Origin of the sequence: Pseudomonas sp. B6001, from assembly GCF_013386015.1 — a bacterium.
GTDB lineage: Bacteria > Pseudomonadota > Gammaproteobacteria > Pseudomonadales > Pseudomonadaceae > Aquipseudomonas.
This window is the reverse complement of the sequence record NZ_JACAOX010000002.1, coordinates 395,186-407,180: the sequence shown is the minus strand read 5'-3', so window position 1 is coordinate 407,180 and position 11,995 is coordinate 395,186. Positions and strand designations below refer to the sequence as shown.

At 62.2% G+C, this 11,995-nt stretch carries 11 protein-coding genes; 5 read left to right on the top strand and 6 right to left on the bottom strand.

Annotation, left to right across the window (positions count from 1 at the left end):
- Positions 1-14 precede the first annotated feature (14 nt).
- From HX821_RS04220 to HX821_RS04205, 4 genes are read right to left on the bottom strand one after another with little or no spacing between them, the layout of a single operon-like run.
- On the bottom strand, positions 15-758 hold the full coding sequence (locus HX821_RS04220) for a penicillin-binding protein activator LpoB (protein WP_087693297.1): 744 nt from the start codon (positions 756-758) through the stop codon (positions 15-17).
- A 3-nt stretch (positions 759-761) separates the two neighbouring features.
- Complete coding sequence (lpoB, locus tag HX821_RS04215; protein WP_003214026.1) at positions 762-1,349, bottom strand: penicillin-binding protein activator LpoB; 588 nt, start codon at positions 1,347-1,349, stop codon at positions 762-764.
- Positions 1,350-1,384: 35 nt separating this feature from the next.
- Positions 1,385-1,756, bottom strand: a complete 372-nt coding sequence (locus HX821_RS04210) for a YcfL family protein (RefSeq protein WP_008439304.1) — start codon at positions 1,754-1,756, stop codon at positions 1,385-1,387.
- A 10-nt stretch (positions 1,757-1,766) separates the two neighbouring features.
- The gene (locus HX821_RS04205) at positions 1,767-3,164 is read right to left on the bottom strand and encodes a COG3014 family protein (RefSeq protein WP_003214023.1); all 1,398 of its coding nucleotides are present in this window, start codon (positions 3,162-3,164) and stop codon (positions 1,767-1,769) included.
- A gap of 307 nt (positions 3,165-3,471) precedes the next feature.
- Between HX821_RS04205 and HX821_RS04200 the strand changes: the two genes are divergently transcribed.
- Positions 3,472-5,367 carry a cytochrome c/FTR1 family iron permease gene (locus tag HX821_RS04200; RefSeq protein WP_008439302.1) on the top strand — a complete coding sequence of 632 codons (1,896 nt, stop codon included), beginning with the start codon at positions 3,472-3,474 and terminating at the stop codon, positions 5,365-5,367.
- 2 nt (positions 5,368-5,369) lie between these two features.
- Positions 5,370-5,822, top strand: coding sequence for a YaiI/YqxD family protein (locus HX821_RS04195; protein ID WP_003214020.1), 453 nt, complete (start codon positions 5,370-5,372; stop codon positions 5,820-5,822).
- Here the strand turns inward: HX821_RS04195 and elbB are convergent.
- On the bottom strand, positions 5,819-6,484 hold the full coding sequence (elbB, locus tag HX821_RS04190; protein ID WP_003214018.1) for an isoprenoid biosynthesis glyoxalase ElbB: 666 nt from the start codon (positions 6,482-6,484) through the stop codon (positions 5,819-5,821). The two genes, HX821_RS04195 and elbB, sit on opposite strands and share 4 nt — an antisense overlap.
- Positions 6,485-6,599: 115 nt before the next feature.
- On the opposite strand from elbB, the gene HX821_RS04185 reads away from it, so the two are divergent.
- Positions 6,600-7,835, top strand: a complete 1,236-nt coding sequence (locus HX821_RS04185) for a sterol desaturase family protein (RefSeq protein ID WP_177035330.1) — start codon at positions 6,600-6,602, stop codon at positions 7,833-7,835.
- On the opposite strand, the gene HX821_RS04180 is transcribed toward HX821_RS04185, so the two are convergent.
- Positions 7,816-8,454, bottom strand: a complete 639-nt coding sequence (locus HX821_RS04180) for a DedA family protein (protein WP_003214015.1) — start codon at positions 8,452-8,454, stop codon at positions 7,816-7,818. The genes HX821_RS04185 and HX821_RS04180 overlap by 20 nt on opposite strands.
- Before the next feature lie 229 nt (positions 8,455-8,683).
- On the opposite strand from HX821_RS04180, the gene hemB reads away from it, so the two are divergent.
- Both hemB and ppk1 read left to right on the top strand, forming a co-directional pair.
- Positions 8,684-9,697: a porphobilinogen synthase gene (gene hemB / locus HX821_RS04175; RefSeq protein WP_087693295.1), complete on the top strand. Its 1,014-nt coding sequence runs from the start codon at positions 8,684-8,686 to the stop codon at positions 9,695-9,697.
- Positions 9,698-9,715: 18 nt separating this feature from the next.
- Complete coding sequence (ppk1, locus tag HX821_RS04170) at positions 9,716-11,944, top strand: polyphosphate kinase 1 (protein ID WP_177035329.1); 2,229 nt, start codon at positions 9,716-9,718, stop codon at positions 11,942-11,944.
- Positions 11,945-11,995 lie beyond the last annotated feature (51 nt).

Sequence of the window (11,995 nt, the reverse complement as noted above, 5' to 3'; positions counted from 1 at the left end):
AGCGGGATTTTCGTTCAGCGCAGGATCTTCGGCGCTTCATCCCGTGGCAGGTTATTGCGCAATGCAGGCTGTCCAGGTGCTTCCTGATAACCACCGCCGAGTTGTTCGGCCAACTGCCGCGCCACATCCTCGCCCAACGCCTTCGACACTTCCCGCACCACGCGAGGCCGGTTCAGGCTCACGCGCACGTCACGGTTGTTCACCAGCTTGGTGTCCTGGCCTTCGCCCATGGCGGTAAACGCCGAGGTGATCTCAAAGGTGCGGGTGTTGATCAGGCTGAAATCCGCCACCAGCGTCAGGCCCAGCACCGCCGAGTAGCTGTTGGTGTGGTCCAGCGCGTTGATGTCCTGGGTGAAGTCGATGTCCGACAAGGTGCCGAACAGCACGTAGTCCGCACCCTTGAAGTTACCGGCCTTGATCCGCTTGATCACGTCATACACATCGCCCTTGGCGTCCGCGGTGTAAGGCGTGCCCTGCACCAGCTGGAACTGCCGCGACTTGAGGATTTCCCCCTTGATGTCGCCGCTGAACTTGCGCAGCTCGGTCTGCTCGATGTAGCTGGTACGACTTTCGTATTCGCTGTAGCTCGAGGCGCCGCTGGCGTTGTAGGCGCTGGCCTGGAAATTATTGCTGGCCGCGACCTGGTGGATGTACTCCTCCACGCGAGCCTCGTAGGCCAGGTCGGTTACCGCGATCTTCGGTGCGGCCGAGGCGCCAAAGGCGCACAGCAGGCCGATCATGCCGATCCATGCACGCATTGCTTAGCGCTCCGTGGTCTTGCGGATTTCTTTTTCGTCCATCCATTCGGCCAGGCCGCTTTCGACGTCGACCAGTTGCAGGCTGAACTTGTAGAACACGTCCTTGTAGTCCGAGCTGCGCTTGACGATGGAGCTGATGGAGCCTTCCAGGCGGTATTTGGCGGCGACCATGTTGCCGGTCTTGCTGACGGTCGACTTCTTGTACAGGCCGCTCTGGTTCTGCAGCTTCAGTTGGTCGACCTGGCTTTGCATGTCGGTGTTGTCGCTGGCGAAGCGGGCGGTGCCGGTCTTCATCAGCTGGGTCTTGATCGACGTGGTGATCTCGCGGGTATCGATGTACTCGCTGGTCTTGTTCTTCACGTCATACACCTGCACCACCGGGCGGCCTTGCAGGATGCCGGACTGGGCCAGGGAGCGGGTCATGCTTTCGGCGATCATCTGCAGGTCGGTGGAGCCGAACTCGTTGGTCACCAGTTCCACGGCCTTGCTGTCGCCGTAGCTGATGTTTTTACCGCCCAGGACTGGCGAGGTGTTGGCGCAGCCGCTGGCCAGGACGGCCACCACGGCGAGGAACGAGAAGCGTGCAAACATGGGGATGTCTCTCTGAAACTGAATGAGTGGGTGGATCAAGGCGTCTTCACTTCAAGGCGGAAGTCGGCAGCCTGGGGCAGGTTGGCGATGGCCGGCAGGAAGGTCGCCTGGTTTGCGTAGAGGTTCAGCACCTTCCAGGTCTCTTCATCACCCACCGGGAAACCGTCGGCACCCAGCCACGCGAAGCGGTAATACATCATCTGGTTGCTGCTGGTGATGTTGCTCAACTGCACCTTGGCGGTCAGGAAGCCGTTTTCCCGGGCGACCCGGATGGCGCCGACGGCGATGCCCTTGAACTTGCCCATCACCACGATCTTGCTCGCGGCGCTTCCGGGTTCCGGCGGTGGCGGGGTGGCGCAACCGGCCAGCAGGACCAGCGCCAGGGCGCCGAGGATGAAATGACGCATAGCGTGCTCCTTAAGGTTGTTTGAGAGTGGCGACGGCCTGGGGCGGATTGTTCTGCACCACGTGGGCTGCAAGACCGCCGGCGAAGACCTGGTTGCCGACCACGCGCAGGGTGATCACCTGGTAGCGTTGATCGGCCTTGACCGTCACCAGCGTGCCGCCCAGGGCGTTGGGCAGGCTGACCTGATGCTCGCCGTGCTTGAGGCGCAGGCGTGTCACCTGGGTCATGTCCGGCAGGGTGCGCCAGGTGCGGGTGTCGGCGCCTTCGGTGACGGCCGAGGCAATACCGAGTACCAGGCCCGCCATCGGGTTGGTCTTGTTCAGGTTGTTCTGGGTGATGCCGCGAGTGACGGCGCGCACGGTGGTGCGCAGGATGATCCCCGGCATGTCATCCCGCAGGGCGCGGCGGGACATGGCGGTGGTGCTGTTGAGGGCAGTGAGGTTCTGTTGCCGGCCGTCGACACCGATCTGCGCGAAGGGCGCGGTCGAGGTGTCGGGCTTGATCACCGGGAACGACAGTGGCGTGATCACCAGGTGGCCGTCGATGGGGATCGGCAACGGCAGGCGAATCGAGTCGCGGGCCGGCGCCAGGCCGCTTTGCACCACGATCAGCACGTCAGTCTCGTCCGCACCGACCTTGGATTTGTCCAGGTCGAGCAGGGCCTGTTCCAGCAGCGGTGTGTTGGGGCGCAGTTCGGCGGCCTTGCGATAACCCGGTGCGGCCAGGTCTTTTTCGCCCAGGGCTTCGTAGACGAAGCCGGCCAGGTAGTGGCTGAACGCGCTCTGGTAGCTGTTCTTCAGGCCTACCACTTCAGGGGCGTTGAGGCTTTCCACCGGGTAGCCGCGCAGGTCCTTGAACTGGGTCGCGATGCCCTGGCGCTCGGCCTCGTTTTCGCTCTTGAGGTATTCCTTGTCCCGCAGGTCGGCAATCACCGCTTCGCGTTCGTGGGTCTTCTTGATCTCGGTGCGGGCACCGTCGAAGTCATTCAGCGCCAGCAGGTTGAGGGCCATCTGGGTGGTCAGCATGACCTTTTCGTAGTCGTAGCCTTCGTAACGGCGGACCTTGTCATTGACCAGGAAGGCGCCGAACTGCGCGAGGTACTTGTCGGTGTCGAACTTGACCGACTCTTCCCACTTGTAGACTTGCAGGTCGGCGCTGCGCCAGGCGACCTGGCTGCCGGTCAGGTCGCCCTTGGCGCGCAGCAACTCACCCTTTTCGAAGTAGTAGAGAAGGTCCTTGTCGTCGCCGGTGTTGTTCTTCTCAAGCAGGGTCAGCGCGGCGTCGACGTTGCCGGTGGCCAACTGCTGATTGGTGGCTTGCAGCTCGGTGTCGTAGCTGCGAAACATCGAACAACCGGACAGCAAGGTCACTGCCGCGAGCGCGAGCGAGGTAAAGGCGCGAGATGCCATCGAAGAGCTTCTTCCCTGAACGTAATCGGCCGAATGTGCTGGTCGGGCCGAATCACCAATGGCAGGAACGCGTTGCGATCCGGCCAATTCCTCATAAAAAGAGGAGCTGAAATGCCATTTAGAAATAACGAAGGCGCGGCATTATAAGCTGCATTACTGGCAAAACAATGGCCTTTTGGATCCGATTTTTAGCTCGGATGCCACTACCTAAGTGTCGTTATCCCCATCCCCGAATCACTAACGCCTTGAGTCAAACCCCTTAAGGTTTGACAATGTGTTACTTCGTATTTCCCTTTGAGATCCATTCATGATTGCCCCCTTCCGTTTTCTTGCCTGGCTGGTGCTGCCGGCGTTGATGTCGTGCAGTTTCAACCTGCTGGCTGCAACTGCCGAGGGCGCGCCCCAAGCCCTGCATTTACTGGACTACATCGGTGCGGACTACCCCCCGACAGTGGAGGCGGGCAAGGTTATCGATGATTCCGAATACCGTGAACAGGTAGAGTTTCTCGGGGTGTTGCAGGGGCTGGTGGCCGATCTACCGGAAAAGCCCGAGCGCGCCGAACTGATCAAAGGCGTGGATGAACTGCTGGCCGCCGTAACGGCCCATCAGGACGGCGCGGTGGTTGCGCACCAGGCCCGGCAATTGGGCGCCAAGTTGGCAGTGGCCTATGAAGTCAGCCAGGCCCCGGCCATTACCCCCGATCCGACGCGCGGTGCGCCGCTGTACGCGCAGAACTGCTCGGTGTGCCACGGCGCCACAGGCGCCGGCGATGGCCCCGCAAGCGTGGGCATGACGCCGCCGCCCGCCAACCTGCGGGACGCTGCACGCCTCGATCGCTTGAGCCTCTACGCGATCTACAACACCCTGGGTCTGGGCGTGGAAGGCACCGACATGCCGTCGTTTGCCGATCAACTGGACGACCGCCAGCGCTGGGACCTGGCGACCTATATCGCCGGCTTCACCGCCGACCCGGCTGCCGCGAACAGTGAAAAGTCCTTCAACCTCGCCGACCTCGCGCGCCAGACCCCCAACGAAGTGCTGGCTGCCGAAGGTCCCGGCGCAGTTGCCACCTTCCGCGCCCAGCGCGCCCAACCGCCGCAGGTCAAGCGTGGCCCGGCGCAGTTGCTTGATTACACCGCGGCCACCCTCGACAAAAGCCTCGCCGCGTTCCGCAATGGCGAGCACGAGCAGGCCTACGACCTGTCGGTAGCCGCCTACCTGGAAGGTTTCGAGCTGGTTGAAAGCTCCCTCGATAACGTTGATGCCAACGTGCGCAAGGACACCGAAAAGGCCCTGATGGCCTACCGGCAGTCATTGCAGGACGGCTTGCCGATCGAGCAAGTGCAGCAGCGCCTGGATGTGGCCAAGGGCAAGCTCACCGAGTCGGCCGGCCTGCTGGGCAGCGATGGCTTGAGCTGGTCCCTGAGCTACATCTCCGGTTTGCTGATCCTGCTGCGCGAAGGCCTGGAAGCGATCCTGGTGCTGGCGGCGATTCTCGCGTTCCTGCGCAACACCGGCCAGCAATCGGCGGTGCGCAGCGTCAACGTCGGCTGGGGCCTGGCGCTGTTGGCCGGCTTGGCGACGTGGGCGTTGGCGGCTTATGTGATCGACGTCAGCGGCGCCCAGCGCGAGTTGCTGGAAGGCTGCACGGCGCTGTTTGCCAGCGTGATGGTGCTGTGGCTCGGGGTGTGGATGCACGACCGCCGTCACGCGGCCGCCTGGCAGGACTACATCAAGAGCAGCCTGGTAGGCGGTGGCGGGCGCTTCGGTTTTGCGATGCTGGCGTTCTTCTCGGTGTACCGCGAGCTGTTCGAAGTGATCCTGTTCTACGAAACCCTGTGGTTGCAGGCCGGCCCTGCCGGGCACAACGCGGTATTGGCCGGTGGCGCCACGGCGCTGGTGCTGTTGGTGGGCCTGGCCTGGGTGATTCTGCGGGGCTCGGCGAAACTGCCGCTGGCGCTGTTCTTTGGCATAAACGCGGCGTTGCTGTGCGCGCTGTCGGTGGTATTCGCCGGGCACGGCGTCAAGGCGTTGCAGGAAGCCGGGATCTTCGGCACCCGGCCGGTGGCGTTCTTTGACTTCGACTGGCTGGGCATTCACGCCGATGCCTATTCCCTGAGCGCCCAGGCCGTGGCGATCCTGGCGATTGTGGTGCTGTACGGTCGCAGCCGGCTCGCTGAAAAGCGCCGGGTGGTGGCTTAACCATGCGCGTGTGGATCGATGCAGACGCCTGCCCCCGGGCGGCCAAGGATCAGGTAGTGAAGTTCGCCCTCAAGCGCCAGTTCGAAGTGGTGCTGGTGGCCGGGCAGAGCCAGATCAAGCCGAGCTTCTCGTGCGTGAAGTTGATCGTGGTGCCCAGCGGCCCGGACGCGGCCGATGACTACCTGGTGGAGCACGCCGTGCCCGGTGACCTGGTGATCTGCAGCGATGTGCCGTTGGCCGACCGCTTGGTGAAGAATGGCGTGGCTGCGCTCGACCCACGAGGCAAGGAGTTCAGCCCGCAGAACATGAGCGAGCGGCTGGCGGTGCGTAACCTGTTCACCGATCTGCGGGAGCAGGGGCAGATGGGCGGTGGCCCGCCGCCCCATGGGGACAAGGACAAGCAGGCGTTTGCCAATTCGCTGGATCGGATTCTGACCCGGCTGATGAAGGCCTAATCGTTCTCGTGGGTGAGTTCCAGCACCCGGTCCACCAGCTTGTTGATGCCTGACGCCACTTCGCTGATGCGTTTGCCCAGCATGTAGGCCGGGGTACTCACCAGCTTGCGCGCCTTGTCTTCGACGATGTCGTCGACCGCGCATTCCTGGTGGGTGGCGCCCATCTTGTCCATGGCGGCTGCGGTGTCGGCGTCATTGCCGATGGTGCAGGTCACGCCTGGGCCATAGATCTTCGCTGCCAGCGCCGGCGAGATGCAGATCAGCCCGACGGGCTTGCCCGCTTCGGCAAACGCCTCGGCCAGTTCCAGCACCTGCGGGTTGACGCTGCACCCGGCGCCTTCCACGGCAAAGTTCGACAGGTTCTTCGCCGCGCCAAACCCCCCGGGCACGATCAGTGCGTCGAAATCCTCGGCGTTGGCCTCACGAATGTCCTTCACCTCGCCACGGGCAATGCGCGCCGACTCCACCAGCACATTGCGCGACTCGGGCATCTCCTCCCCCGTCAGGTGGTTGATCACATGCAACTGGGCAATGTTCGGCGCAAAACACTGCACCTCGGCGCCGCGCTGGTCCAGGCGCAGCAGGGTGATCACGCTTTCATGAACCTCAGCCCCGTCGTACACGCCACAGCCGGAAAGGATCACTGCAATCTTTTTGCTCATGGGCATTTCTCCTGATTCATGGCGTTAAATGTCTACTCATTTGTCACTCATTGCCAATGGGATATCCAGCCGCTACACCTACTCTAGATGTAACAATAATTGACCGGACTTGCCCATGGACTTCGTCCCTTACGCGGTACCGTTTTTCATTGCCTTGATCGTGGTCGAGCTGCTGGCCGACTACCGGCGCGGCCAACGCAACTACCGGGTGGCCGACGCCATCAACAGCCTCAGCACCGGCGTGCTGTCCACCACCACGGGGCTGCTGACCAAAGGGGTGGGCATCCTCACCTATTCCTTCGCCCTCAAGCACCTGGCGATCATCGAGCTGTCGGCCCAGAGCGTCTGGACCTGGGTGTTCGCCTTTGTGTTCTATGACTTCTGCTACTACTGGCTGCATCGCATGGGCCATGAGCGCAACATCCTCTGGGCCGCGCATTCCGTGCATCACCAGAGCGAGGACTACAATCTCAGCACCGCCTTGCGACAGACCAGCACCGGCTTCCTGCTGAGCTGGATCTTCTACTTGCCGCTGGCCGTGTTGGGCGTGCCGCTGGTGGTGTTTATCAGCGTGGCGTCCCTCAACCTGCTGTATCAATTCTGGGTGCATACGCGGCATGTGCCGAAGCTCGGCTGGTACGAGTGGTTCTTCGTCACGCCATCCAATCATCGGGCCCACCATGCACAGAACGCTCTCTACATGGATCGCAACTACGGCGGGGTGTTCATTATTTGGGACCGCCTGTTTGGCTCCTTCCAGGAAGAAGACGATAACGAGCCGGTAATCTTTGGCGTGACCACGCCCTTGGCCAGCTGGAACCCGCTGTGGGCCAACCTGCAGTTTTATGCGCAGCTGTGGAGTGATGCACGGCGCACCGAAAGTGGGTGGGACAAGCTGCGGATCTGGTTCATGCGCACCGGTTGGCGCCCGGCGGATGTGGCGGCAAAGTACCCGATGGCCAAGCCGGACTTGAGCCAGTTCCGCAAGTTCGAGGTGCCGCTGGATGGGCGCCAACAGATTTACATCGCGCTGCAGTTTGCCGCGTACGTGGGTTTTGGCAGCTACCTGATGAATTTCGGCGAGGGCTTGCCGACCGCTGCCCTGGTGTTGGGCTGGAGCGCGATGGCATTGGGGTTGTTTACCCTGGGGGTGGCGCTGGAGAATCGCCCGTGGGCGTTGAAGGCTGAGCTGGTGCGCCTGGCACTGAATGTGCCTTTGGTGTGGCTGGCGCCGCTGGTGGGGCTGTGGCCGGCCAGCTCGTTGGGCTGGCTGGGCCTGGTCAGTTACAGCTTGCTCAGCGGCATCGGCCTCTACTGTTGCAGAGACCGGCTTACTCGACTGGCGTCGTAGGCTTTTCGGCTTTTTCAGGTTCGCCGGCCGCCAGGCGAACCTTCTCGGCGGCACAGGCTTCGCGGGTCAGGCGGGCGTTCTTGACGCGCCGGCGAATCCACAAGCCCAGGCCCAGCACCAGCAGTGCGCCCAGCACCCACAGCTCGTATTTCTTGACGCTGCCCAGCATGCCTTCCAGTACCGCGCCGAAATGGTAAGCCGCAGCGCCCAGCGCAGCGGCCCACACGGCGGCGCCAATCCCGTTCAGCAACAGGTAGCGGCCCGGCGGGTAGCCCGACAAACCAATGGCCACCGGCATCACCGTGCGCAAACCGTAGACAAACCGGAAGCTCAGCACCCAGATGTCCGGGTGCTTGCGAATATGCTCCAGGGCCTTGTCGCCCAGCAGTTGCCAGCGCGGCTTGCGCGCCAACAGTTTGCGGCCGTGCTTGCGTCCCAGGAAGTACCACAATTGGTCGCCGGCGTAGCTGCCGAAAAAGGCAACGACCACCACCAGGTTGATATCCATGTATCCACGGAACGCCAGGAAGCCTGCGAGAACCAGGATGGTTTCGCCTTCGAAGAAGGTGCCTAGGAACAGCGCAAAGTAGCCGAAGTCATGCAGAAATTGTTGAAGCATGGTCTGGGTGCTGGCGAAATGAACGCGCAGCCTACGCCTTCGTGAACATTCATGAAAGTATCGAGATGTGTCACGAAGTGAACAATTCCTACATAAACGACGAATGCGACTACAGGTCGCACGCCGGTTGCCTTACGGCGCATGAGCTAACCACAACTGTAATTCCTTCGTCATAATGGCCGCTTATAACTGTCACGCTCGCCCGTCAAGCCGGGCTCAGGAGTCTGCCGTGAGCTTTACCCCCGCCAACCGCCTGTTTCCCGCCACTCGTCTGCGTCGCAACCGTCGTGATGATTTTTCCCGGCGCCTGGTGCGTGAAAACGTGCTGACGGTGAATGATCTGATCCTGCCGGTGTTTGTGCTGGACGGTGAAAATCGTCGGGAAGCGGTGGCGTCGATGCCGGGCGTGGAGCGCTTGACCATTGATTTGCTGCTCGAAGAGGCCGCGAACTGGGTTGAACTGGGGATTCCGGCGCTGGCGCTGTTCCCGGTCACGCCGTCCGGGCTCAAGTCCCTGGACGCCGCCGAAGCCTGGAACCCCGACGGCATCGCCCAGCGCGCCACCCGCGCCTTGCGTGAACGCTTTCCGGAGCTGGGGGTGATTACCGATGTGGCGCTGGACCCGTTCACCACCCACGGGCAGGATGGCATTCTCGACGAAGAAGGCTATGTTCAGAACGACATCACCGTTGATGCGCTGGTAAAACAGGCCTTGTCCCACGCCGCAGCGGGCGCCCAGGTGGTGGCCCCCTCGGACATGATGGACGGTCGCATCCAGGCGATTCGCGAAGCCCTGGAGTTGGCCGGCCACGTCAACGTGCGCATCATGGCCTACTCGGCCAAGTACGCCAGCGCCTATTACGGCCCGTTCCGCGATGCGGTGGGCTCGGCGCTGAACCTGGGCAAGGCCAACAAGGCCTCGTACCAGATGGACCCGGCCAACAGCCACGAAGCCCTGCACGAAGTGGCCGCGGACCTGGCCGAAGGCGCCGACATGGTGATGGTCAAGCCCGGGATGCCGTACCTCGACATCCTTTATCGGGTCAAAGAGGAATTCAAGGTGCCGACCTTTGTCTATCAGGTCAGCGGTGAATACGCCATGCACATGGCCGCGATCCAGAATGGTTGGTTGAGTGAAGGGGTGATCCTTGAATCCCTGACTGCCTTTAAACGCGCGGGTGCTGATGGCATCCTGACTTACTTCGCCGCCCGCGCCGCCCAATTGCTTAGAGAGCAACACTAGCCCTCACAGGAACACTCGATGAATACCGAAGGACTCACAGAAGTTGCCGTAAAAGACGCTCACCCGGTGGTCGAACAAGCTACCGAGACCCCGCCGGAGCTGGAGCCGGCCCCGCCTGCCGTGGTGGCCGAAGCGCCCGCTGCCGCGCCGGTACCGGTGGTTGCGGTTACCAACCTGGATGACAGCAGCCTGTACATCCATCGCGAGCTGTCACAACTGCAATTCAACATCCGCGTGCTGGAACAGGCGCTGGATGAGTCCTATCCGTTGCTGGAGCGGCTGAAATTCCTGCTGATCTTCTCCAGCAACCTGGACGAGTTCTTCGAGATCCGTGTCGCCGGCCTGAAGAAGCAGATCACGTTCGCCCGTGAACAAGCCGGTGCCGACGGCCTGCAACCGCATCAAGCCCTGGCCCGCATCAGCGAGCTGGTACACGGCCACGTGGACCGCCAATACGCGATCCTCAATGACATCCTGCTGCCGGAACTGGAAAAGCATCACGTGCGCTTCATCCGGCGCCGTCACTGGACCACCAAGATCAAGACCTGGGTGCGCCGCTACTTCCGCGACGAAATCTCGCCGATCATCACCCCCATCGGCCTCGACCCGACGCACCCGTTCCCGCTGCTGGTGAACAAGAGCCTGAACTTCATCGTCGAGCTGGAAGGTATCGACGCCTTCGGTCGCGATTCCGGCCTTGCGATCATTCCGGCACCGCGCCTGTTGCCACGGATCATCAAGGTACCGGAAGAGGTGGGGGGCGCTGGCGATAACTATGTATTCCTTTCGTCGATGATCCACGCCCACGCCGATGACCTGTTCCAGGGCATGAAGGTCAAGGGCTGCTACCAGTTCCGCCTGACCCGTAACGCCGACCTGGCGCTGGACTCCGAAGACGTCGAAGACTTGGCCCGCGCCCTGCGCGGCGAGCTGTTCTCCCGTCGCTACGGTGATGCGGTGCGCCTGGAAGTGGCGGACACCTGTCCGAAACACCTGTCCGACTACCTGCTCAAGCAGTTCAACCTGAGCGAGACCGAGCTGTACCAGGTCAATGGCCCGGTGAACCTGACGCGCCTGTTCAGCATTACTGGCCTGGACAGCCACCCGGAGCTGCAATACACGCCGTTCACCCCGCAGATCCCGAAACTGCTGCAAAACAGCGAGAACATCTTCAGTGTGGTGAGCAAGCAGGACATTCTGCTGCTGCACCCGTTCGAGTCCTTCACCCCGGTGGTCGACCTGCTGCGCCAGGCCGCCAAGGACCCGCACGTGCTGGCTGTGCGCCAAACCCTGTACCGTTCCGGCGCCAACTCCGAAATCGTCGATGCGCTGGTGGATGCCGCGCGTAACGGCAAGGAAGTGACGGCAGTGATCGAACTGCGGGCGCGGTTCGATGAAGAATCCAACCTGCAACTGGCCAGCCGCCTGCAAGCGGCCGGCGCGGTGGTGATCTACGGCGTGGTCGGCTTCAAGACCCACGCCAAGATGATGCTGATCCTGCGCCGCGAAGCCGGTGAGATCGTGCGCTACGCCCACTTGGGCACCGGCAACTACCACGCCGGCAACGCCAAGCTCTACACCGACTACAGCCTCCTGACCTCCGACGATGCCTTGTGTGAAGACGTCGGCAAGCTGTTCAGCCAGTTGATCGGCATGGGCAAGACCCTGCGCATGAAGAAACTGCTGCACGCGCCGTTCACCCTGAAGAAGGGCATGCTCGACATGATTGCCCGCGAGACCCAGTTCGCCCTCGAAGGCAAGGCGGCGCACATCATCGCCAAGTTCAACTCGCTGACCGATCCGAAGATCATCCGCGCGCTGTACAAGGCCAGCCAGTCGGGTGTGCGTATCGATTTGGTGGTGCGTGGCATGTGCTGCCTGCGGCCGGGCATCGCCGGGGTCTCCCATAACATCCACGTGCGTTCGATCATCGGGCGCTTCCTGGAGCACACGCGGGTGTTCTACTTCCTCAATGGCGGCGAGGAGCAGATGTTCCTCTCCAGTGCCGACTGGATGGAGCGCAACCTCGACAAACGCGTGGAGACCTGCTTCCCGGTGGAAGGCAAGAAACTGATCATGCGGGTCAAGAAGGAGCTGGAAAGTTATCTCACCGATAACACCCACAGCTGGAGCCTGCAGTCGGACGGGCGCTACGTGCGCAACACCCCGACCGGCAACCAGAACCCGCGCAGCGCCCAGGCGACGTTGCTGGAGAAGCTGGGCAGCCCGATTCTGACGGTGAACTAAAAACCGACGCGGTCAAAAATGTGGGAGCGGGCTTGCTCGCGATAGCGGAGT

Coding starts and splice junctions, on each gene's coding strand:
- HX821_RS04185 (WP_177035330.1), top strand. CDS start 6,600: ATGGACTTCGTCCCTTACGCGGTACCGTTTTTCATTGCCTTGATCGTG.
- HX821_RS04210 (WP_008439304.1), bottom strand. CDS start 1,756: ATGCGTCATTTCATCCTCGGCGCCCTGGCGCTGGTCCTGCTGGCCGGT.
- HX821_RS04205 (WP_003214023.1), bottom strand. CDS start 3,164: ATGGCATCTCGCGCCTTTACCTCGCTCGCGCTCGCGGCAGTGACCTTG.
- lpoB (WP_003214026.1), bottom strand. CDS start 1,349: ATGTTTGCACGCTTCTCGTTCCTCGCCGTGGTGGCCGTCCTGGCCAGC.
- HX821_RS04195 (WP_003214020.1), top strand. CDS start 5,370: ATGCGCGTGTGGATCGATGCAGACGCCTGCCCCCGGGCGGCCAAGGAT.
- ppk1 (WP_177035329.1), top strand. CDS start 9,716: ATGAATACCGAAGGACTCACAGAAGTTGCCGTAAAAGACGCTCACCCG.
- HX821_RS04220 (WP_087693297.1), bottom strand. CDS start 758: ATGCGTGCATGGATCGGCATGATCGGCCTGCTGTGCGCCTTTGGCGCC.
- elbB (WP_003214018.1), bottom strand. CDS start 6,484: ATGAGCAAAAAGATTGCAGTGATCCTTTCCGGCTGTGGCGTGTACGAC.
- HX821_RS04180 (WP_003214015.1), bottom strand. CDS start 8,454: ATGCTTCAACAATTTCTGCATGACTTCGGCTACTTTGCGCTGTTCCTA.
- HX821_RS04200 (WP_008439302.1), top strand. CDS start 3,472: ATGATTGCCCCCTTCCGTTTTCTTGCCTGGCTGGTGCTGCCGGCGTTG.